Annotated in this window: 21 protein-coding genes; 6 read left to right on the top strand and 15 right to left on the bottom strand. The window is 72.6% G+C overall.

What is annotated here, in order from left to right:
• Nucleotides 1–4 precede the first annotated feature (4 nt).
• Both AB0M76_RS20835 and AB0M76_RS20830 read right to left on the bottom strand, forming a co-directional pair.
• Nucleotides 5–514 (bottom strand): DUF664 domain-containing protein, encoded by a 510-nt coding sequence (locus AB0M76_RS20835; RefSeq protein WP_365954252.1) that lies wholly within the window; start codon nucleotides 512–514, stop codon nucleotides 5–7.
• A 110-nt stretch (nucleotides 515–624) separates the two neighbouring features.
• A complete protein-coding gene (locus AB0M76_RS20830) occupies nucleotides 625–810 on the bottom strand; it encodes a DUF6381 family protein (RefSeq protein ID WP_266637337.1) in 186 nt (61 codons plus the stop codon).
• A gap of 203 nt (nucleotides 811–1,013) precedes the next feature.
• On the opposite strand from AB0M76_RS20830, the gene AB0M76_RS20825 reads away from it, so the two are divergent.
• Nucleotides 1,014–1,202, top strand: coding sequence for a hypothetical protein (locus AB0M76_RS20825; RefSeq protein ID WP_365954251.1), 189 nt, complete (start codon nucleotides 1,014–1,016; stop codon nucleotides 1,200–1,202).
• 78 nt (nucleotides 1,203–1,280) lie between these two features.
• On the opposite strand, the gene AB0M76_RS20820 is transcribed toward AB0M76_RS20825, so the two are convergent.
• From AB0M76_RS20820 to AB0M76_RS20810, 3 genes are read right to left on the bottom strand one after another with little or no spacing between them, the layout of a single operon-like run.
• Complete coding sequence (locus AB0M76_RS20820) at nucleotides 1,281–2,306, bottom strand: NAD(P)/FAD-dependent oxidoreductase (protein WP_328619412.1); 1,026 nt, start codon at nucleotides 2,304–2,306, stop codon at nucleotides 1,281–1,283.
• Nucleotides 2,303–2,854, bottom strand: a complete 552-nt coding sequence (locus AB0M76_RS20815) for an isoprenylcysteine carboxyl methyltransferase family protein (protein WP_365954424.1) — start codon at nucleotides 2,852–2,854, stop codon at nucleotides 2,303–2,305. The genes AB0M76_RS20820 and AB0M76_RS20815 overlap by 4 nt, the downstream gene beginning before the upstream one ends.
• 28 nt (nucleotides 2,855–2,882) lie before the next feature.
• Nucleotides 2,883–3,944: a 3-oxoacyl-[acyl-carrier-protein] synthase III C-terminal domain-containing protein gene (locus AB0M76_RS20810; protein WP_365954249.1), complete on the bottom strand. Its 1,062-nt coding sequence runs from the start codon at nucleotides 3,942–3,944 to the stop codon at nucleotides 2,883–2,885.
• Between the two features lie 76 nt (nucleotides 3,945–4,020).
• On the opposite strand from AB0M76_RS20810, the gene AB0M76_RS20805 reads away from it, so the two are divergent.
• Nucleotides 4,021–4,959 (top strand): UbiA family prenyltransferase, encoded by a 939-nt coding sequence (locus AB0M76_RS20805; RefSeq protein ID WP_365954248.1) that lies wholly within the window; start codon nucleotides 4,021–4,023, stop codon nucleotides 4,957–4,959.
• A gap of 42 nt (nucleotides 4,960–5,001) precedes the next feature.
• Here the strand turns inward: AB0M76_RS20805 and AB0M76_RS20800 are convergent, their stop codons facing one another.
• Entirely contained in the window at nucleotides 5,002–6,054 is a 1,053-nt protein-coding gene (locus AB0M76_RS20800; protein ID WP_365954247.1) for a PHP domain-containing protein, read from the bottom strand.
• Nucleotides 6,055–6,218: 164 nt separating this feature from the next.
• Here AB0M76_RS20800 and AB0M76_RS20795 point away from each other — a divergent pair, with 164 nt between their 5' ends.
• Nucleotides 6,219–7,580: an FAD-dependent oxidoreductase gene (locus tag AB0M76_RS20795; RefSeq protein WP_365954246.1), complete on the top strand. Its 1,362-nt coding sequence runs from the start codon at nucleotides 6,219–6,221 to the stop codon at nucleotides 7,578–7,580.
• 75 nt (nucleotides 7,581–7,655) lie between these two features.
• Here AB0M76_RS20795 and AB0M76_RS20790 read toward each other — a convergent pair whose 3' ends face one another.
• Entirely contained in the window at nucleotides 7,656–9,431 is a 1,776-nt protein-coding gene (locus AB0M76_RS20790; RefSeq protein ID WP_365954245.1) for an AfsR/SARP family transcriptional regulator, read from the bottom strand.
• 307 nt (nucleotides 9,432–9,738) lie between these two features.
• On the opposite strand from AB0M76_RS20790, the gene AB0M76_RS20785 reads away from it, so the two are divergent.
• Together AB0M76_RS20785 and AB0M76_RS20780 are read left to right on the top strand one after the other, a co-directional pair.
• Nucleotides 9,739–10,470, top strand: coding sequence for an NAD(P)-binding domain-containing protein (locus AB0M76_RS20785; protein ID WP_365954244.1), 732 nt, complete (start codon nucleotides 9,739–9,741; stop codon nucleotides 10,468–10,470).
• A gap of 181 nt (nucleotides 10,471–10,651) precedes the next feature.
• Nucleotides 10,652–11,386 carry a hypothetical protein gene (locus AB0M76_RS20780; RefSeq protein WP_365954243.1) on the top strand — a complete coding sequence of 245 codons (735 nt, stop codon included), beginning with the start codon at nucleotides 10,652–10,654 and terminating at the stop codon, nucleotides 11,384–11,386.
• A 53-nt stretch (nucleotides 11,387–11,439) separates the two neighbouring features.
• Here the strand turns inward: AB0M76_RS20780 and AB0M76_RS20775 are convergent, their stop codons facing one another.
• Together AB0M76_RS20775 and AB0M76_RS20770 are read right to left on the bottom strand one after the other, a co-directional pair.
• Nucleotides 11,440–12,021 carry a TetR/AcrR family transcriptional regulator gene (locus AB0M76_RS20775; protein ID WP_365954242.1) on the bottom strand — a complete coding sequence of 194 codons (582 nt, stop codon included), beginning with the start codon at nucleotides 12,019–12,021 and terminating at the stop codon, nucleotides 11,440–11,442.
• A gap of 66 nt (nucleotides 12,022–12,087) precedes the next feature.
• Nucleotides 12,088–12,978: an SDR family NAD(P)-dependent oxidoreductase gene (locus tag AB0M76_RS20770; RefSeq protein ID WP_365954241.1), complete on the bottom strand. Its 891-nt coding sequence runs from the start codon at nucleotides 12,976–12,978 to the stop codon at nucleotides 12,088–12,090.
• A 197-nt stretch (nucleotides 12,979–13,175) separates the two neighbouring features.
• On the opposite strand from AB0M76_RS20770, the gene AB0M76_RS20765 reads away from it, so the two are divergent.
• Nucleotides 13,176–13,796, top strand: coding sequence for a HutD family protein (locus tag AB0M76_RS20765; RefSeq protein WP_365954239.1), 621 nt, complete (start codon nucleotides 13,176–13,178; stop codon nucleotides 13,794–13,796).
• On the opposite strand, the gene AB0M76_RS20760 is transcribed toward AB0M76_RS20765, so the two are convergent.
• The 6 genes from AB0M76_RS20760 to AB0M76_RS20735 form a co-directional block, all read right to left on the bottom strand.
• Nucleotides 13,768–15,186 carry a GH1 family beta-glucosidase gene (locus AB0M76_RS20760; RefSeq protein ID WP_365954238.1) on the bottom strand — a complete coding sequence of 473 codons (1,419 nt, stop codon included), beginning with the start codon at nucleotides 15,184–15,186 and terminating at the stop codon, nucleotides 13,768–13,770. The two genes, AB0M76_RS20765 and AB0M76_RS20760, sit on opposite strands and share 29 nt — an antisense overlap.
• A gap of 43 nt (nucleotides 15,187–15,229) precedes the next feature.
• Complete coding sequence (locus AB0M76_RS20755) at nucleotides 15,230–16,063, bottom strand: carbohydrate ABC transporter permease (RefSeq protein ID WP_365954237.1); 834 nt, start codon at nucleotides 16,061–16,063, stop codon at nucleotides 15,230–15,232.
• The gene (locus AB0M76_RS20750; RefSeq protein ID WP_365954236.1) at nucleotides 16,060–17,028 is read right to left on the bottom strand and encodes a sugar ABC transporter permease; all 969 of its coding nucleotides are present in this window, start codon (nucleotides 17,026–17,028) and stop codon (nucleotides 16,060–16,062) included. The genes AB0M76_RS20755 and AB0M76_RS20750 overlap by 4 nt, the downstream gene beginning before the upstream one ends.
• On the bottom strand, nucleotides 17,015–18,322 hold the full coding sequence (locus AB0M76_RS20745) for an extracellular solute-binding protein (protein WP_365954235.1): 1,308 nt from the start codon (nucleotides 18,320–18,322) through the stop codon (nucleotides 17,015–17,017). The genes AB0M76_RS20750 and AB0M76_RS20745 overlap by 14 nt, the downstream gene beginning before the upstream one ends.
• A gap of 220 nt (nucleotides 18,323–18,542) precedes the next feature.
• Nucleotides 18,543–19,586 carry a LacI family DNA-binding transcriptional regulator gene (locus AB0M76_RS20740; protein ID WP_365954234.1) on the bottom strand — a complete coding sequence of 348 codons (1,044 nt, stop codon included), beginning with the start codon at nucleotides 19,584–19,586 and terminating at the stop codon, nucleotides 18,543–18,545.
• 115 nt (nucleotides 19,587–19,701) lie between these two features.
• Nucleotides 19,702–20,916, bottom strand: a complete 1,215-nt coding sequence (locus AB0M76_RS20735) for a glycoside hydrolase family 64 protein (RefSeq protein WP_365954233.1) — start codon at nucleotides 20,914–20,916, stop codon at nucleotides 19,702–19,704.
• Nucleotides 20,917–20,944: the final 28 nt, after the last annotated feature.

Raw genomic sequence — 20,944 nt, 5'->3', positions numbered from 1 at the left:
GACGCTACCGCCGCTGCAGCGCGCCCCGTACGTAGGCCGCCTGGCCGGCGTGCTGGAGGTCGTCGGCGATGACGCTGACCAGCCGCACCCCCAGGGTGACCGGCGGGTCCCAGCGCTCGTCGACCACCCGTTCCAGATCGGCGGCGGCGAGTCCGCGGATGAACGCGGTGCTCTGCTCGTGGACGGCGTCGTAGTACCCCAGCAGCAGGTCGCCCGACTCGACCACGACCTTCCCGACCTGCGTCGCGGTCTGCCCGAAGCCGGTGGCCTCGGCAGGCACCGGCAGGGCGAAGCGGGTGAACCAGTCCTGTGCCGTCCAGACCTGCTCCAGGCCCGACGCGTCCGCCACGTGGTCGTCCTGTACCCGGGCCAGATGCCACACCAGCCAGGTGATCGAGTTCGCCTTCGGGTCGATCCGCGCGTTCAACTCCTCGGCCGAGAGCCCCTCGACCACGTCGTGCACCACCTCCCGGATACGCCCGTACGCATCGGCCAGTACCTCCGTAGCCTTCATGCACCGTCCCCAGACGTGTCCGCGAAACCACCGATATGACGTGACGTGACGTGAAGTACGGCATCGGCCGGTGCCCGTGGCCACCGGCCGACGTGTGAGGTGACGCGGGGCTACATGGGATCCATGCCCCGGTCGTCGATCTTGCCTTCCTTCTCGCTCTGCTCCTGGAGTCGGCGGGCCTTCTCCTGGAGCCTTCGGCGCTCTTCCGGATCGGTGGAGCGTTCCGCCGCCTTGCTCAGCTCCTGCGCCTTCTCTCGCAGTTGCCGGACCCGGCCTTGGGTTTCGCCAGCGCTCATGATCACTCCTCGGGTGTGGGGGGGTAAGGAGGCCGGATTCAGCGAACCAGCAGCGCCGCGCGGGCGCATCTCGAACCGTCTGCTCCGGTGACCGCCCGGCGGGCTGCTCCCCCGTTTGCCCGCCCCGAATGGCGCAGCGGAGCGGGGTGCCGCTGAATGTGACTGAGCGTGCGCTGCCCATGACGCACGTTGACCGCCGCGCGATGTGTAGACCCCTGCGTCTGCACGTGGTCGGCGGAGTCGCGGGGTTCGACCCGCTGGAGGGCGCGGCGAGCGCCTCCCTGTCCTGGGCGGGCGTCACGGCGGTGCTCTGCGCCGCGGCCGCCGCCGTCCTGGCCGGCCTGGCGCTCCTGAACCGGTCACCGCAGGCCCGGGCGGGCGCCGGCGGCTGACCGCGCGACGGGGGCGGGACCGGCGGTTCGTGCCGGTCCCGCCCCCGTGGCATGCGTACTACGGCCGGTCCCGCTGTCCTACGCGAGCAGGTTGACCCCGTGCGTGAACACCCTGGGCAGCCGGGCCGCCAACGGGACGATCCGCCCCGCGAGCCGGGGCTGTTGGCGTGCCCAGAGCAAGGACGCGGTGAGCGTGCGGTAGCTGCGCGACAGCTCCCGCCAGGCCCGTTCGTACGCCTGCGGTCGGCCCTCCCGTACGCAGCGGACGAGTGCACCCGCGGCGGTCACGGCCAGGGTGAGCCCCTCGCCGGTCAGCGCGTCCACGTACCCCGCGGCGTCACCGACGAACAGCACCCGCCCCGCGACCCGCACCCGGGCCTGCTGGCGCAGCGGCCCGGCGCCGCGCACCGCCGAACCGGAGCACCCGGCCAGCCGCTCGCACAGCAGCGGGAACCGGGCCAGTTGTACGTCGAAGGGGGCGCGTTCGGTGGTGAGGACCGCCACTCCGACCCGGCCGGGCCCCAGCGGGGTCACGTACGCCTCGCAGTGCGCCGACCAGTGGACCTCGACCAGGTCGCTCCAGGGCTCGACGGCGTAGTGGCGGCGCAGCCCGTAGCGGGGCGGCCGGCCGGGGGCGGGCGGCGCCGCCAGGCCCAGGCCGCGCCGGACGGGGGAGTGCAGTCCGTCCGCCGCCACGAGGTGGCGGGCCGTCAGGCCGGCCGCGCCGACCCGGTCCGCGTCCTGGCGGACCTCGCCGACGCGCCGCGCGAGTACCCGTACGCCCAGCCGGTCGGCGCGTTCGGCCAGCGCCGCCTGGAGGACGGTGCGGCGGGTGCCGAGACCTGGCCCGGTGCGGAACAGTCCCTCGGCGTGCAGGCCGCTCACCCCGTCCAGGTAGCGGATGCCGCGGAACGGGCTGCCCGGTACGCAGACGCCGAGCTCCCGGAGCCGGCGGACGGCCCCCGGCATCAGGCCCTCGCCGCAGGCCTTGTCGATCGGGGTGGGGCGCGGCTCCAGGACCACGACCTCCATCCCGGCCAGCGCCCCGTGGATGGCCGTGGCCAGCCCGGCCGGGCCGCCGCCCGCGACGAGCAGGTCGATCACCGGGCCCTGCCCTCCGCCGGTACGGCACTGCGGTAGATCGGCGCGGCATGGGCCAGTGCGTCCTCCTCGCAGCGGACGCGTACGCCGAGCAGCAGGAGGTTCAGCACGGTGAAGCCGGCCGCCGTCATCCAGGCGGTGTGCACCAGCGGCAGCGCCGCACCCTCCACGACGACCGCGACGTAGTTCGGATGGCGCAGCAGCCGGTACGGCCCCGCCGCCACCAGCGGCAGTCCCGGGACCACCAGCACCCGGGTGTTCCAGCGCGGGCCGAGGGTGCTGATGCACCACCAGCGCAGGCCCTGGGCCGCCAGTACGAGGGCGAGTGCGGGCCAGCCCAGTGCGGGCAGGAACGGGCGGCCGGCGACGAGCGGTTCCACCACACAGCCCAGCAGCAGCGCGGTGTGCAGGGCGACCATGGCGGGATAGTGGCGGCGGCCGTACTCGATGGCGCCGCGGGACAGGCTCCAGCGCGTGTTGCGGCGGGCGACGGCGAGTTCGGCGAGCCGCTCGGCCACGACGAGAGCCATGAGCAGCAGGTACAGGTCCATGGGGTTGATCGGGTTCATCGGCATGAGGTCACCAGCGCAGCAGGACGAGTTCGGAGGCGAAGCCCGGTCCGAAGGCGATCATCAGCCCGACCGAGCCCGGTGCGGGCGGACCGGCGGCCTGGACCGCGTTCAGGACGTGCAGGACCGAGGCCGAGGAGAGGTTGCCCGCCTCCGCCAGCGAGCGCCGGCTCGCCGCGAAGGCGGAGTCCGGCAGCGCCAGCGCGTCGGCCAGCACGTCGAGGACCTTCGGCCCGCCGGGATGGACGATCCACGCGTCGACGTCCGGCGGCTTGAGGTCGTGCCCGGCGAGGAACGTCTCGATCTCCTCGGCCACGTGCAGCCTGACCAGGGCGGGCAGTTCACGGCCCAGCACCATCCGGAAACCCCAGTGGCCGATGTCCCAGCCGAGCAGCCCCTCGGTGCCGGGGTACAGGCGGCTGCGCGCCGCCACCACCGAAGGCCCCGGCCTCGTGCCGTGCAGCGGATGGCCGCGGCCCACGGCGAGCAGCGCCCCGGCCCCGTCGCCGAAGAGGGCGCCGGCCACCAGGTTCGCCATCGAGGTGTCCGAGGGCTGCAGGGTGAGGGAGCAGAGCTCGGTGGACAGCAGCAGGGCCGCGTGGTCCGGGCGCCCCGCGAGGTAGTCGTGGAGGTGGCCCAGTCCGGCGGCGCCGGCCGCGCAGCCGAGGCCGAAGAGCGGCAGCCGCTTCACGTCGGGGCGCAGACCGGTACGGGTCGCGAGGCGGGCCTCGAGCGAGGGCGTCGCGAGCCCGGTCACCGTGGTCGACATGACCAGGTCGACCTCGCGCGCCGTCAGGTGGCCGGCGGCCAGGGCGGCTTCGACGGCGCGGGCGCCGAGCTCCTCGGCCGTCTCCACGAAGAGGGCGTTCGTACCGCCGAAGTCGTTCGACGGACCGTAGCGCTCCAGCGGGAGCGCGAGGTGGCGGGACTCGACGCCCACCGAGGCGTGCAGCCGGTGGAGCAGGGCGGTGTCGGCCCCCGGAGGCAGGAAGCGGGCGAGGGCCGCCGCGATCTCGGACTGGCGATAGCGGTGGGGCGGGAACACGCTGCTCACTGCCAGGACACGCGTCATTGATTCAACATAGGGAATAACTGACACTTCGCGATGAATCCCGCATACCGGGCGCGGCGCGGCATAGCGTGATCCCGTGCCCCCCGCCCGAGCCGCCGACGGACCTCCGCCGACGCCCTCCGTGTCCCGGCAGACAGGACAGTCCGCGCCTGCCATCGGCCCGTCGCCGCCCGCCGCGTCCGGTCCAAGCAGCCTGTTCGGGCTGCTGGGCGCCGGTCACCCGGTGCCCGCGGCCGCCGTGACGCTCTTCGCCGCAGCCCTCGCCGCGGCCGTGGGGCGCAGCCTCCCGGGGGCGGCGCTCACCGTGGCGGCAGTGGCCGCGGGCCAGCTTTCGGTGGGCTGGTGCAACGACCGGGTGGACCTCGGCCGGGACCTGGCGACGGGCCGCCGCGACAAACCCCTGGTCTCCGGGGCGGTACGGCCCGCCGCGGTGACGGCCGCGGCGCTCACGGCCCTGCTGCTCTGCGTCCCGCTGTCGCTGGCCGGCGGATGGCTCGCCGGCTGCGCGCACCTGTGCGGGGTGGCCGCCGCCTGGGCGTACAACCTGCGGCTGAAGGGCACGGCCGTCTCCTGGCTCCCGTACGCCCTCGCCTTCGGGCTGCTGCCCGCCTTCGTCACCCTGGGCCTGCCCGGTGCGCCCTGGCCGCCGTGGTGGCTGACGGCCGCAGCGGCCCTGCTGGGTGCGGGCGCGCATTTCGCCAACGTGCTGCCCGACATCGACGACGACCTGGCCACGGGCGTGGTGGGTCTGCCGCACCGGCTCGGCGCCCGGCGCTCGGCGGCCGTCGGGGGGCTCCTGGTCCTCTGCTCGGCCGTGGCCCTGGTCGCCGGACCGCCCGGGAGGGTGCCCCCGTACGGCTGGGGGCTGCTCGCGGCGACGGCTGCGGCGGTACTCCTCGGGGCCGGCCTGCCGACCGGCCGGAGCCGGATACCGTTCCTGGTCACGATGGCGATCGCGGGGGCCGATGTCGTGCTGCTGCTCGTGCGCGGGGCGGACCTGGCCGGGCTCCGCTGACGCGGCCCTCGCCGACGCGCCCTCCGGGCGCCGGCCCTCGGCTCAGGCCGCGGCTGCCGCCGTCGGGGGTCGGCGGGTCCGTGTCCACTCCAGCAGCTGCTCCCGCGGCCAGGTGTTCACGACGCGCTCGGTCGGCACCCCGCATTCCACGGCCCGTTCGCAGCCGAGCAGCTGCCAGTCCAGCTGCCCGGGGGCGTGGGCGTCCGTGTCGATCGCGAAGAGCGAGCCGGCCTCCACGGCCAGCCGCAGCAGCCGGCGCGGCGGGTCCAGCCGCTCGGGCCTGCTGTTGATCTCCACGGCGGTCCCGGACTCCGCGCAGGCGGCGAAGACCGCCTCGGCGTCGAACTGCGACTCGGGGCGGGTCCGGCCCGTCACCAGCCGTCCCGTGCAGTGGCCCAGGACGTCCATCAGGGGGTTGCGCACGGCCGCCAGCAGCCGCCGCGTCATCGCGGGCGACTCCATCCGCAGCTTGGAGTGGACGGACCCGACGACGACGTCCAGCCGATCCAGCAGCTCCGGCTCCTGGTCCAGCGAGCCGTCGAGCAGGATGTCGCATTCGATGCCGGTGAGCAGCCGGAACGGTGCCCACGTCTCGTTCAGCTCCGCCACCACCTCCAGCTGCTCGCGCAGCCGCTCCGGCGAGAGGCCCCGCGCGACGGCCAGGCTCGGCGAGTGGTCGGTGAGTACGGCCCACTCGTGGCCCAGCTCGACCGCCGTCCGCCCCATGGCCTCGATCGGGCTGCCGCCGTCGGACCACTCGGAGTGCAGATGGCAGTCCCCGCGCAGGGCCGCGCGCAGCGCGAGGGCGGCAGGGCTCGCCGGGGGGCCTTCGGGGTGCGCCGCGACCTCGTCCTCGAGGTTCCGCAGGTACGCGGGGATCGCCCCGCCGACCGCCTCGCGCACCACCTGGGCGGTTTTCGGCCCGATGCCCTTGACCGCTTCGAGGGTTCCGGCCTCGACCCGCTCCAGCACCTCGCCCTCACCCATACGGGTGAGTGTGGCGGCCGCCGTCCGGAAGGCCTGCACCCGGTAGGTCGGTGCCTGCCCGCGCTCCAGCAGGAAGGCGATCCGCTCCAGCGCCGCAACCGGATCCATGGGCGTACCTCCTGGTTCCAGTGTGACGGGCAACCCCAAGGATGTCTTGGGAAGGTCATAAGTCTTGTTTATAGGGTCATAACCAGGGGGCGGGTGCCGGGTTAGGGTCGCCTTAGTTTAGGGTTCTCTTGATCCAGTCTTTTGTCGGTCGAAGGGAACCTGTCATGCCTCGCCCCCTGCGGGTAGCAATCGTCGGTGCCGGCCCCGCCGGAATCTACGCCGCCGATGCGCTGCTGAAGTCCGAGGCGGCCGCCGAGCCGGGTGTCTCCATCGACCTGTTCGAGCGGATGCCCGCCCCCTTCGGCCTGATCCGGTACGGCGTCGCCCCCGACCACCCCCGGATCAAGGGCATCATCACCGCCCTCCACCAGGTGCTCGACAAGCCGCAGGTCCGGCTGTTCGGCAACGTGGACTACCCGAACGACATCAGCCTCGACGAACTGCACTCGTTCTACGACGCTGTGATCTTCTCCACCGGCGCGACGGCCGACCGCGCGCTCGCCATACCGGGCGTCGAGCTCGACGGCTCCTACGGCGCCGCCGACTTCGTCTCCTGGTACGACGGCCACCCCGACGTCCCGCGCACCTGGCCGCTGGAGGCCGAGAAGGTCGCCGTGCTCGGCGTCGGCAACGTCGCCCTCGACGTCGCGCGCATCCTGGCGAAGACCGCGGACGAGCTGCTGCCGACCGAGATCCCGGCGAACGTCTACGACGGCCTCAAGGCCAACAAGGCGCTCGAGGTGCACGTCTTCGGCCGCCGCGGCCCGGCGCAGGCCAAGTTCAGCCCGATGGAGCTGCGCGAGCTCGACCACTCGCCCAACATCGAGGTCATCGTCAACCCCGAGGACATCGACTACGACGAGGGCTCGATCGCCACCCGCCGCTCCAACAAGCAGGCGGACATGGTCGCGAAGACCCTGGAGAACTGGGCGATCCGCGACATCGGCGAGCGCCCGCACAAGCTCTTCCTGCACTTCTTCGAGTCGCCCGCCGAGATCCTCGGCGAGGACGGCAAGGTCGTCGGCCTGCGCACCGAGCGCACCGAGCTCGACGGCACGGGCAACGTCAAGGGCACCGGCCAGTTCACCGACTGGGACGTCCGGTCCGTCTACCGCGCCGTGGGCTACCTCTCCGACGAACTGCCCAAGCTGCCGTGGGACATCGACAGCGGCACGGTCCCGGACGAGGGCGGCCGCGTGATCGAAGCCGGCGCGCACCTGCAGTCGACATACGTCACCGGCTGGATCCGGCGCGGACCGATCGGCCTCATCGGCCACACCAAGGGCGACGCGAACGAGACGGTCGCGAACCTCCTGGAGGACCACGCGGGCGGCCGCCTGCAGACGCCCGCCGCACCTGCGCCGGAGGCCGTCGAGGCCTTCCTGGCCGAGCGGAACGTCCGTTTCACGACGTGGGAGGGCTGGTACAAGCTCGACGCGGCAGAGAAGGCGCTGGGCGAGCCGCAGGGCCGCGAGCGCGTGAAGCTCGTCGAGCGCGAGGACATGCTGAAGGCGAGCGGCGCGTAACCGCCACGCATCGCGTGCACGGGTGGGGGCCGCCGGCGGTGGCCCCCACCCGTGTGTCCGGCCTCCGGCCTGCGCTCAGTCTTTGATCGAGAGGATCTTCCGGGTCTTCAGATCGGCCTGGACGTGGATCTGGGTGGTGTCACTGCCGCTCCAGGTCAGGATGACGGTGGCATTCGTCTTGCCCATGCCGCTGTCGATGTAGGTGACCTTCCACTCCAGCGGCACGTTCTGGGCGCGCAGGACGCCGTCCGCGTGGTTGGTCTCCTCCCACTTCGCCAGCTCGCGCTGGAGCGGCGCGGAGAGGTAGGCCGCCCGCAGCTGCTTCGCGCGCGTGCCGTCCTCGTCGTACACCGCGTCGATGTACGCGCCGTAGAAGGTGGCGATCCGGGAGAACGCGCTCTCCGGGCTGCCGGACTCGGACGGGGCCGCTGCGACCGCCCGGTCGTCCTGCGGCGCGCCGGCGGCGCCGGTCGCGGAGGCGCTGGTGACGAAGGCGAGGGTGAGTGCGGCCGTCGCGGCGGTGACCGCGAGGGCGAGGGAAGCGGTGCGCTTGGCCTTGGCCGGAGACTTGAACATCGTTCGGACCTTTCGCCGTGCTGGGTTGCCGAGTAGCTGAACCCACCGACGCCGCCACCCCGGCGGACGGTTCTCGGAACGTACGAAATGGCCTGAATACGACGCAGATGGCGTACAGCCGCCTATCGGGGCGAACCCAGGCAGGCCGACGACGCCGCCCGCAGGGCCCGCACGCCCGCCAGGAGCGCCGTGCGCACGTCCGGCGCGAAATCCGGAGCGTGGTTGGCCGGCAGGACGGCCGGCTTCTCCGCCGCCGTCGTGCCGGGGGCCGCCGACCAGGCCGCCCGGCCGATCACGCCCAGCATCCAGTAGGCGAGGCGCACGCCCTCCACCCCGTGCAGCGCCCGGCCCGCGTCGCCGAACGGGGGATGAGCCCGGGCGTCCGGGGCGGGTTCTGGGCACCCCGCGCCAGCCGCTGTCCGACGCGGGCTCGGCCGACGGCGCCGGCGCGCCGGGGACTTCCGGCGCGGCCGGCAGTGCCCCGGGGGCGGCGGCCCGCGGCAGGGCCGGCCGTGCGCCGGCCGGTTCGGGCTGTCCGGTCTCCTCGGAGCGCAGGATCGCCGGCTCCAGGCGGCGCAGCCCGGCACCCGGGTCGACGCTGAGCTCGTCGCGCAGCCGGTCCCGTACGGTGCGGTACTCGGCGAGGGCCTCCGCCTGGCGACCGGTGCGGTAGAGGGCCTCGATGAGCTGCTCGGTGAACCGTTCGCGCACCGGATGCCGGCGGGCGCTCTCGTACAGGTCGACCAGTACCTGATGGCAGTTCCCGGCGGCGAGTTCGAGATCGCGGACCCGCTCCAGCACGCGCAGCCGCTCCTGTTCGAGCGCCGGCGCCGCGTCGCGCTGGAGCATGCGCGAGGCCACGTTGGCCAGCGGTGGCCCGTGCCACAGGCACAGTGCCTCGCGCAGGCGGTACAGCTCCTCGCCCGGGCCCGTGGCGGCCGGTGCCTGCGCCGTCAGGGCGCGGAAGAGTACGAGGTCGAGGGTCTCGGTGCCGTTGTGCATCCGGTATCCGCCGGGCACGGCCTCGATGGTGGTCGTGGATATGCCGTACTTCGTGAATAGCCTGCGCAGCCGAAGTGCGCACGTCTGCAACGCGGCGCGTGCGGTGGCGGGCGGTTCCTCGTCCCACACCGCACGCAGCAGATAGGCGGTCGAAACCACGACTCCGGGGTGCAACAGAAGAGCCGCCAGAAGACTGGTGGGTTTGGACGGTTTGAGAACTACGGTTTCCGGGCCGTGCGCAATACTCAACGGCCCCAAAAGCTGGAACCGCATGATGGTCCCTCGTTGTCGGGTCACATATTTCGCGAACGAGCAGGACAGGGGCGGTGGTCGGCCGCGTCTGCTCGCCGTCCCTCGTGGGCGGCGAATGAATGAAACCCTACATAAGGGATCTTGTGAAAGTCGAGTCGCCGTCGGCTTTGGAAATGTTCACGTGTAAACGAATTCCCCTGTCCGGATGTCACCAGGCGGCAACCGAAGGTGATTTCAGGTCGGCGTGGCCGAAATCCATGGCCGATTCCGTGTGGCTTGGAACCGGCCACTCGAACGGGGGATCCGCAGACGGGAGGCCGTACCCGGAATGCACGGCGGCTTCCGGTGGTTCGGACTCCACGCAGAACCCGACCACCCTGCACGCACTGGAGAGCTCATGAAGATCGGCATCATCGGCGCAGGCAACATCGGCGGCAACCTGACGCGCCGCCTGACCGCGCTCGGACACGAGGTGTCCGTGGCGAACTCCCGTGGCCCCGAGACCCTGTCCGACCTCGCGAAGGAGACGGGAGCCACGCCGGTCACGGTGGCGGAGGCGGCCCGCGGGGCCGAGGTCGTCGTGGTCACCATCCCCCTGAAGAACGTGCCCAAGCTGCCCGCCGGGCTCTTCGACGGGGCGGCGAAGGACTTCGTCGTCATCGAGACCGGGAACTACTACCCGAAGCAGCGCGACGGCCGTATCGCCGAGATCGAGGACGAGGGCCTGACCGAGAGCCGCTGGAGCGAGCGCCACATCGGGCACCGGGTGGTCAAGGCCTTCAACGGGACGTACGCCGAGGACATCCTCGACCGGCACCGCCCGGCCGGCGCCCCGGACCGGATGGCCCTCCCGGTCGCCGGCGACGACGAGGCGGCGAAGCAGGCCGTCCGGGCGCTCATCGACGCACTCGGCTTCGACTCTGTCGACGCGGGCGGCCCCGACGACTCCTGGCGCCAGCAGCCCGGCACGCCCGTGTACGGGCTGCGGGCGGGGACCGACGCCGTGGTGAAGGCCCTCGCCGAGGCCTCCCCGGTCCGGACGGCGGAGTTCAAGGGCTGACGGCCCACGGCCGGGCGCGGGAGCACGGGGACTCCGGCGCCGGGCCAGGGCTCGGGCGCCGGCTCCGGGCCGCCCCGGGCCCGGTCGGCAACCGTGACCGAAGTGTCATGCGCCGCGCCCCTGTACCGGCGGGCCGCCCTTGCTACCGTCCTGCCGTCACAGGAGCCGTAGGAGGGCACCCATGCACGTCAGACCCCGTCTGCTGATCGCCTCGGCGGTACTGGCGGCGCTGTCGGCCGTTCTGACGGCCTGCACCGGTCACCCGGACACCCCGGCGGCTCCCACCCGGTCGTCGGGCGCCCCGCCCTCGGGCTCGGCGTCCCCGACGGCGACCGGGTCGGGGACCCCGGCCGTGTCCTCACCGGCGCCCACGCCCACCTCCACCCCCACGTCCTCGGCGACGCCCGCGAGGACGCAGACCGTGTCGGCGGCCCCCGCCCCCGCGACCCGGCTGTCCCTGACCGCGGCCGCCGCGGGCGGCAGGCTGAACCTGGTCCGCGGCGGCCCCGCGCAGGAGTTCACGGTCACCGTCCGCAACGGCAACTCCCGGGCCTACGGGCACCTGCTGATCGCCTTCCAGATGGAGCCCCTGACCGGCGAGCCCGGCGACCTGCCCGGTCCCGCGTCCCCGTACGTACTGGAACGGCGCGACCCGGCCACCGGCACCTGGCGCGCCGTGGACCTGCGGATGGCCACCGACGCCAAGCCGGCCCACCTCTACGAGGGCGGCGCCCCTCTCGCCCGCGACGCCGTCCGCACCGAGCGCTACCGGCTGCGCGCCACCGCCACGGGCCCCAGCGGCAGCAGCCCGCTCATGGTGTACGCGCTCGACACGGACGCCGCCGAGGGCGCCCCGCTCGACTCGGGACGCCCGGGGTACTTCTCTCTGCCCCACACCACCCGGCGCATCCTGTAACTCCCCTTCCCACTCCCGTACGCACCGCGGCGACCGGAGCGGTAAGGGCCCTGTCACGCGTTCGGTGGAGTGGCCCGCAGACCCCCGAGCAGGGTGGCCAGGTAGCGGTGAGCGGTGTCGATCCGGTCATCGGCAGTGCTGCCGTGGACCTGCACGGCGTAGGCGATGCCGCACATGAGCGGGACGAGGTCCGCCGAGGCCAGGTCGGGGCGTACCACCCCGGCCTCGCGGGCCCGGTCGAGGAGTGTGGTGCCGGCCGACCGCAGCGACCGCTTGAGTTCCGTGGTGCGCGGCAGGGTGTCTTCGGCTGCGGCGGTGACGGGGGCCAGGGAGGCGTCGGTGACCTGTGCCTCGACCGTGCGGGTCAGGAAGCCCTCGAGCGCGCGCCACGGGTCGGTGTCGGCCAGCGCCTGCTCGCCGTGGGCGGCCAGGGCTTCCAGGCAGGGGGTGGCGATGGTCTCCAGCAGTGCCTCGGGCGTGGCGAAGTGCCGGTAGACGGTGCCGACGCCGAGGCCGGCGCGGCGGGCGACGTCGTTGAGCTGCAACGGCGTGCCCTGGTCGACCAGGGCACGGGCGACGTCGACGATCCGGTCCCAGTTGCGGGCCGCGTCCTTGCGCAGTGGCGTCGTCGTCATGGGGTCATGTTAATGGGATGGCCTATCCGGATGGTCCCGCCGCCCGTGCCGGTACCGGCCGGCAGGTCAGACGGCCGCCGCCGGCGCGTGCCGTTCGCTGAGGCGGCGTACGGCCTCGGCGACGCGCGGGTCCGTCGCCGCGCGGAACGGCGCCACCGGGCTCGCCTGGGCGCCGATGACGAGGCCGGTCCGCCCCGTCAGGGCGTCGTCGGTGGCGGCGACGATCGAGGGCCTGGCCGCCACGGAGGCCGGACCGGACGTCGACTGTGCGAACTTGCGGCGCACCAGAGGCCACATCAGCCGCAGCGCGGGCGAGACGATCTTCGGGTCGGTCATGGTGCCGTCGGTCATGTCGGTCGCGGCGCCTCCGGGGTCCGCGGCGAACACCGATACGCCCGTGCCGTCCAGCCGCTTGGCCAGGTCGAGCGTGTAGGCGAGGTTGGCGAGCTTCGCGCGGCCGTACCAGTGGAAGCCGTAGTAGCCGCCGGGGGGCTCGACGGCGTCGAACACCCGCTTCGCGACCCCTACCGCACCCGAGGTCACGTTCACGATCCTGCTCGGCGCACCGGCCGTCAGTGTGGGCAGCAGCAGCTCGGTCAGCAGGTAGGGCGAGAGGTGGTTGACGACGAACGAGGCCTCGACACCGCCCAGATCCCGGCGGTCCGCGAACATCGCGCCGACGTTGTTGACCAGCACGGTCAGCGGTTCCCCCGAGGCGGCATGCTCCGAGGCGATCCGGCCGGCGAGCCCGCGCACCTCCTCGAGCGAGGCGAGGTCGGCGGACAGGAACCGGGCTGGGTGCGCCGGGTCCGTCGCGTTGATCCGCTCGACCGCCCGGGCGCCCCGCTCGGCGTTGCGGCCGATCACGGTGACGGAGTACCCGGCAGCAGCCAGCCCCAGCGCCGTCTCCAGGCCGATCCCGCCGGTTCCGGCCGTGACCACAGCAGTCCTCTTCATGGCTTCCATCCCCACTACGTATCCGGATAGCTCATCCGCTTGATGGTGACCGTAACACACATGCGGATGGACTATCCGGTTTGAGTCCGCCGCCTCCGGGACGGTCGCCGTCCGCCTGCGGGCTGCCCTCCCGGTCGGGGTGGATAGGCTCGGGCGGGCCGCAGGGGCGGCGCGTACCCGACGGAAGGAGCAGCGCCATGACCGGCGGCGACGAGGTCCGGATCCTGCGTGCGGGCGACCGCGCGGCCGTCGCGTGGAAGAACGGCGGCGGCGTGACCCGGGAGATCGCGGCCTGGCCCGAGGGCGCGGGCATGGCCGACTTCGGGTGGCGGGTCAGCCTCGCCGAGGTGGCCGCGGACGGGCCCTTCTCGGCCTTCCCCGGCGTCGACCGCACCCTGACCCTGGCCGAGGGGGCGGGCATGGACCTCACGGTGGGCGGCGCCCGCCGCCTCGTCGACGAGCGCTACGCGCCGCAGGACTTCCCCGGCGACGAACCCACCGAATGCCGGCTCCTCGACGGGCCCGTCGTGAACTTCAACGTGATGTACCGCCGCGACCGCGTGCACGCGGAGACCGCGGTCGTACGGGGCGCCCTCGCGCTCACCGCCGGGCCGGGGGAGACCCTGCTGGTGGTCGCGCTCCAGGGCCCTGCGGAACTCGAACTCGAACTCAAGGGCGGAACCGGAGCCGGAGTCGCAGCCGGCCCCGTCGCCCTCGGCCCGTACGACGCGGTCCGGATCACCGGCGCCGGCACCTGCCGCCTGCGTACCGCGGGGCGCACGGCGGTGGTCAGGCTGGCAGACCGCCCCGGGCGATGACGTCGGCGTACCAGCGGGCGCTGTCCTTCAGCGTGCGCCGCTGCGTCGCGAAATCGACGTGGACGAGGCCGAACCGCTTGCTGTAGCCGTACGCCCACTCGAAGTTGTCCAGCAGCGACCACACGAAGTACCCGCGCACATCGGCCCCGTCCGCGATCGCCCGGTGTACCGCGGCCAGATGGCCGTGCAGGTAGTCGATCCGCTCCGGGTCGTGCACATCGCCCTCCGGGTCGGCGTAGTCCCCGTACGCCGCACCGTTCTCCGTGATCAGCAGCGGTACGCCGGGCAGGTCGTCGCGCAGCCGGATCAGCAGCTCGTGCAGGCCGCCCGCGTCCACGGGCCAGTCCATGGCCGTCCGCGGCCCCGGCGCGGGCAGGAAGCGCACGTGTCGTTCGGCGCCCACCCACGGCGAGGGCCCGGCGGAGGGCTCCGGGTCCCCCGGCTCGGCGGCCGCGACCACCGTCGGGGAGTAGTAGTTGAGGCCCAGCCAGTCGATCGGCGCTGCGGCGGCCGCCAGATCGCCGTCCCGGACGAAGGACCAGTCCGTCACCCCGGCGGTGTCGCGGACCAGGTCCTGCGGGAGGCGCCCGTGGAAGACCGGGTCGAGGAAGATCCTGTTGCCCACCGCATCGATCCGGCGCACCGCGTCCAGATCGGCGGCGGAACACGTCAGCGGCCGCAGCGCATGAAGGTTCAGCGTCAGCGAGACCTCTGCCGACCGGGGGAGGACCGCGCGCAGCGCCGCCACACCCAGCCCGTGGGCCAGGTTGAAGTGGTGCGCGGCCCGCAGCGCGGACGCCGGCTCGGTGCGGCCCGGGGCGTGCACCCCGGACGCGTAGCCGAGGAAGGCCGCGCACCAGGGCTCGTTGAACGTGGTCCAGGCGGCCACCCGGTCGCCGAGCGCCCCGGCCACCAGCCCCGCGTACTCGGCGAACCGCTCGGCGGTCTCCCGCCGCGGCCAGCCCCCCAGGTCCTCGAGCTCCTGCGGCAGGTCCCAGTGGTAGAGGGTGGCGACCGGCCGGATCCCGGCGGCCAGCAGCTCGTCGACGAGCCGCCGGTAGAAGTCCAGGCCCTGCTGGACGGCGGGCCCCCGGCCGGTGGGCTGGACCCGCGGCCAGGCCACCGAGAAGCGGTAGTCGCTCACGCCGAGCCGTCGGAGCAGGGCCACGTCCTCGGTCATGCGGTGGTAGTGGTCGGCGGCCGTGTCCCCGGTGTCGCCGTTGAGGACCTTGCCGGGCGTGCGGCTGAAGGTGTCCCAGATGGAGGGTGTCCGGCCGTGCAGGGCGGCCGCGCCCTCGATCTGGTAGGAGGCGGTGGCCGTGCCCCAGCGGAAGCCGGCCGGGAAGGAGAGGCCCGTCTTCGTGACGGGAGACGCGTCGAGCGTGGTCATGGGAAGACTCCAGGAAGGTGAGGGGAAGGCCGCGGCGGCCGCGTCAGCCCTTGACCGCGCCCTGCATGATGCCGCCGACGATCTGACGGCCGAGCAGTCCGAAGACCAGCAGCACGGGCAGCGTGCCGAGCAGGGTGCCCGCCATGATCACGGACTGGTCGTGGACGTATCCGCCGCCCAGCTGGCGCAGCGCCACCTGGACGGTCGGCTCCTGCGAGGACAGCGCGACGATCGGCCAGAAGAAGTCGTTCCAGGCCGTCATGAAGGTGAGCAGGCCCAGGACCGCCATCGCCGGGCGGGCGATCGGCACGACGATCGACCAGAAGATCCGGGCGTGCGAGGCCCCGTCCACCCGGGCCGCCTCGATCAGCTCGTCCGGCAGCGACTGCACCAGGAACTGGCGCATGAAGAACACGCCGAACGCCGAGACCAGCCCGGGCAGCACGACGGCCTGCAGCTGGTTCACCCAGTGCAGCTTGACGATCAGCATGAACAGCGGGATCACCCCGAGCTGCGGCGGGATCATCATCGAGGCGACGACGGCGCCGAGCAGCGCCCCGCGGCCCCGGAACCGCAGTTTGGCGAAGGCGAACCCGGCCAGCGTGGAGCACAGCACCGTGCCGACGGTGATGGCCGCCGAGACGATGAGCGAGTTGAGCAGCGCCGTGCCGATCGCCGCCTCGTCCAGGACGGCCTGCAGGTTGTCCAGGAGCCGCGGACCCGGCAGCAACGCCGGTACCGGGCGCGCCAGTTCGGCGTTGGAGCGGCTCGCGGCGACGAGGGTCCAGTACAGCGGGAAGGCCGAGACCAGCACCGCGCAGATCAGAACCGCGTACGTCAGCCTTCCGCCGCGCCGCGCGGAGACGTGCACGCTCATCGGCCGGCCTCCTTACGGGAACGGCGGTGCACGGCCCAGGCGTTGGCCCCGACCAGCAGCACGATCAGCAGGAACATCACCCAGGCGATGGCCGCCGCCCGGCCCAGGTGGAAGAAGCCCCAGCCCTGCTCGTACATGTACAGGCCGAGGGTCTGGTACTGGTGCGAGATGCCGCCGGAAATCGATCCCTCGAACAGCAGCGGCTCGCCGAACAGCTGGGTGGCGCCGATCGTCGAGACGATCGAGGTGAAGACGATCGTGGGGCGCAGCCCCGGCAGCGTCACGTGCAGGAACTGCCGTTGGCGGGAGGCCCCGTCGACCTCCGCCGCCTCGTACAGCTCGGTCGGGATCGTCTGCATGCCGGCCAGGTAGATCAGCGCGTTGTAGCCGGTCCAGCGCCAGACCACGATGGACGAGACGGCGATCTGGGAGGCCGCCGTACCGTTCTGCCAGTCGACCGGGTGGATGCCCACCAGGTCCAACAGGCGGTTCACGAGCCCGAAATCGTGCCCGAAGAGCTGCGCGAAGATCAGCGACGCTGCGGCGACCGAGGTCGCGTACGGCAGCAGCAGCGCGGTACGGAAGAACGTGCGGGCGCGGAGCCGGTAGTTGAGCAGATGGGCCAGGACCAGCGCCATCAGCAGCTGGGGCACCGTGGACAGGACGCCGATGGTGAACGTGTTGCGCAGCGCCGTCCAGAAGAACGGGTCGGTGAACAGCGCCGTGTAGTTGCCGAGGCCGCGCCACTCCAGCTCGCCGGGGGTCTGGAGTTCGGCGCGGTAGAGGGAGACGTACGCCGTGTAGAGCAGCGGGAAGATCCCGAACGCCGCGAACAGGGTGAAGAAGGGGGCGAGGAAGGCGTACGGGGACAGCGCGGCCGGCCGCCCGCGCCGCCCGGGCGGCGGCTCCGGCGACTTGGGGGCGGTCAGGGGCGCCGGTGGTGCGAGCGGCTCAGCCGAGGGCATTCTTGACGGCCTTCTTCGCGTTCGACCAGGCCGTCTCGGGAGCCGTGCCCTTCCGTTCGACCTCGCTCAGCGCGTTGTTGATCTGGTCGGCGATGTCCTTGTCGTGCAGGCCGAGCACCTGGACGGGGGCCTGTTCGGCGGCGTCACCGAAGATCCGGCCGATCGGCGCGTCGGAGAAGTACGGGTCCTTGGCGTCGGCTATCTGGCTGATGGACTTGGTGGCGGAGGGGAAGTTGCCCTGCTTGCGGAAGACCTTGGTCTGCTGCTCGGGCGCGGTGAGCCATTTGATCAGCTCGTACGCCTCCTTCTTGTGCTTGGCGGCGCTCGGGACCGCCAGGTAGGAGCCGCCCCAGTTGCCCGCGCCGCCGGGCAGCTTCGCGACGTCCCACTTGCCCTGGCCCGCGTCCCCGGCCTGGCCCTTGATGTAGCCGAGCATCCAGGCGGGGCAGGGCAGGGTGGCGAAGGAGCCGGAGGCGAACGCCTGGTTCCACGGCGGCGACCACTGGTCCAGCTTGGCGCTGAGCCCGTCGCCGGCGGCCTTGACCGAGGCGTCCCAGGCGGCCTTCACGGCGGGGCTGTCCTCGTAGACCAGAGCGCCCGAGGCGTCGTAGTAGCGCTCCTTCTGCTGCCCGACCATGATGGCGTTCAGGCTGCCCACGCTGTCGAGCCAGGTGCTGCCGGCCGGCGCCTTCTCCTTGTACTGGCGGCCGAGTTCGAGGTATGCGTCCCAGGTGGCCCACCGCGCCGCCAGTTCGGTGCGGTCGGTGGGCAGTCCGGCGGCCTGGAACAGGTCGCGGCGATAACACATGGCCTCGGGGCCGACATCGGTGCCCAGGCCCAGCACCTTGCCGTCCTTGGTGGCCGCGGCGGACCACTTGGCGGGGGCGAACTCCCCCTTGAGCGCCCCGGCCCCGTACTGGTTCAGGTCCACGAACTTGCCGGCCTGCTGCTGGGCGACCGAGGCGATGCGGCCGACCTCGATGGCCTGGACGTCGGCCAGACCGCCGCCGCCCGCGAGGCGGGTCTGGAGCGACTTCCAGTAGTCCTGCTCGTCCTCGGTGTCGGTCTGCTTGATCTTGACGCCGGGGTGGAGCTGCTCGTACTCGGTGTAGAGCCCGGACTCCTGGTAGCCGAACGCGCCGAACAGGTCGACGGTGAGCGTGACGTCGCCGCCTGCGGCGTCGCCGGAGGACGCACCGCCCGACCCGGATCCGCAGGCGGCCAGGAGCACTCCCGTGAGCGCGACGGCGCCGAGTCGGGTCACGGCTCTGGTGGCGGTTCGGGGGATGTACATGGGGCGGCCTCCTTGGCCTGGACGGGCAGGGTGCGGGGGTGGGAGTGCGCCAGCGTTGAGAGCGCTCTCAGAGCGCGACTGGAGCGTGCACCCGCAGCCCCGGCCCCGTCAAGAGTTGTACGCACAACAACCCGTCTTCGTCCACAATCACCCCTGCAGCACGACGAGTTCACGCCGTACCGGCCCGGCGGATCCGGGCTGCCAGGGAGGATCACGCGGATCACGCGGAGGTGCGCCGTACCAGCGCCGTCGGAGTGACCACCGAGGCGGGTACGCTGCGCTCGCCCTGGACCTTGTTCAGGGTGCGCAGCAGCAACCGGGCCATCAGACGCCCCATGCCCTCGATGTCCTGGCGCACGGTCGTCAGCGGCGGATCGGCGGTCTCCGCCACCAGTTCGGCATCGTCGAAGCCGACCAGTGCCACGTCCCCGGGCACGGCGAGGCCGCGCTCCCGCAGCACCCGCAGGGCGCCCGTCGCCATCAGGTCGTTCGCTGCGAACACCGCGTCGAGGTCCGGGCAGCGCTCCAGCAGGCCGGCCATCGCGTGGGCCCCGCCCTCCGCGGTGAAGTCGCCCTCCGAGATCAGCGCCGGATCGGCATCGAGCAGCACGTCCCGGTAGCCGTCGAGCCGGTCCACCGCCGAGGTCTGGTCCAGCGGGCCCGCGATGTGTGCGATCCGCTGCCTGCCCTGCTCCAGCAGGTACCGTACGGCCTCGCGGGCGCCCCCGCGGTTGTCCGCGTCGACGTACGCGACACCGCCGTGCTCCCCGGACCCGGCGGTCCAGCCCGGCCGGCCGCCGTAGACCGTGGGCATGCCGATGCGGCGGGTGATCGCGGGCAGCGGGTCGTCGGTGTGCAGCGAGAAGGCGAGCGCCCCGTCGACGTGACCGCCGGCCAGGTAGCGCTCGATGCGGTCGTAGTCCCCCCGGTCCTCCACGAGCAGCAGAACCAACTGCGTGTCGTGAGCGGTCAGTTCCTTGCTGATGCCGCGGATCTGCCGGGAGAAGAAGGGATCGGAGAAGATCCGGATCTCCGGCTCGGCGATGATCACCGCGACGGCCCCGGTACGCCGCGTGACGAGGGTGCGGGCCGCGGGATTCGGCACGTACCCGAGCTCCCGTACGGCCTCGCGGACCTTCTCCACCAGATGCGCGCGGACCCCCTCGCCGCCGTTGACGACGCGGGACGCGGTGGCCCGGGACACCCCGGCGCGCTCCGCCACGGCCTCCAGGGTGGGCCGGTGGCCGGGAAGCTGTTCGGGCACGGGCGCTCCTCCTGCATGTCCGGGGGCTGTTGGCTCGCCGAACAGCAGGGTAACCCGTACCGCCGGGAGCCTGAGAGCGCTCCCGGTGGCACGGGCAGGACACCCCCCCCTCAAGTCACCAGCCGATGCCCAGGGTCAGGCCGGTCGGTGGCTGGGCGTTGCCGAGGATCTGGACGGAGGACTGGTCGTTGACGTCGTCGTAGGGGAACCCGTAGGCCCGATTGTTCAGGCTGACGGTGTGGAAGAAGCCGGCGTAGTCGTTCTTCGCCGTCCCGCCGTAGTACGCGGCCGGGGCGTACCAGGCGGTGGTGTCGAGGGCGACACCCCGGTTGAACGCGGCGCAGAACTCCGCGCCGAGCTGCTTCTCGGTGTCGTTGCCCGAGGCGAGCGCTCCCGCGCAGGCCATGACGTCCGGCGAGGTCGGCTTGCGGAGGGTGAAGGGGCCCGCGCCGTTCTTGCTGAAGGTCAGGACGGAGCCGGAGACCCGCCCCGAGAAGGTCTCGCCGAGCCGGGTCAGGGTGAACGGGTGGGCGGTGTAGTGGGACCAGGCCTGGTCGATGGCGGAGGTGAGGTGGTTCTGCTGCGCGCCGCCCGCGAGGAACAGGTTCGAGGAGCGCGGCGCCACGATGCGGTAGCCGTTCTGCAGCGGATTGAAGGCGGCCCCGACGGAGGCCGCGTACTGCTGCATGACCTCGGCGCGGGTCCGGGTGATGCCCCGGGTGGTGTCGTAGCCGCTGGAGGTCTGGCGCAGCCGCGAGGTCATCGGGAAGCCGAACTGGTCGACCTGGGTGGTGTTCCCGCCGAAGGCGACCTGGCCCTGCACGTACGTGTACTCGTACCAGTCGTAGTACACGTCGCTGTTCGGGTCATTGGGATTGCGCAGGTCGGGGCCGCCCCAGCCCTGGTCGTCGGGGGAGACCGGGAGGTAGAGGGGCGAGCCGAGGGAGACGTAGATCCGGCCCCCGCGGATCGATGCCGGGGAGGGCACCGTCCCGCCCACCTGGGCGAGCGTGAAGGACATGTTGGGGTAGTTGACGCCCCTCTTCACCAGATGGCCTGGCGCGGTGGCGTCGAGGTGGTTGATGTGGGCCATGGAGCCGTCGGGCTTCATGTACGACCACTGGCCCGGGATCACCTGGCCGAGCACGGTGACGAAGATCTGTGAATCGGCGTACGAGCCACGGGTGTTGTTCTGGAAGGTGATGGGGAAGCTCCCGGTCCCGCTCTGCACGAGGTTCGCCGCGGCTCGGGTCGGGGCCGGCAGGACGAACCCGAGCAGGGCGATCAGCGCGGCCAGCAGGGTCAGCGGGAGCCGTTGTCGGGTGTTCATGGGTGTCTCCTCGGTCCGCTCGGGCCGG

Source organism: Streptomyces sp. NPDC051364 (genome assembly GCF_040682115.1).
In the GTDB taxonomy this organism is placed as follows: Bacteria; Actinomycetota; Actinomycetes; order Streptomycetales; family Streptomycetaceae; genus Streptomyces.
This window is presented reverse-complemented; position numbering and strand designations above follow the sequence as displayed.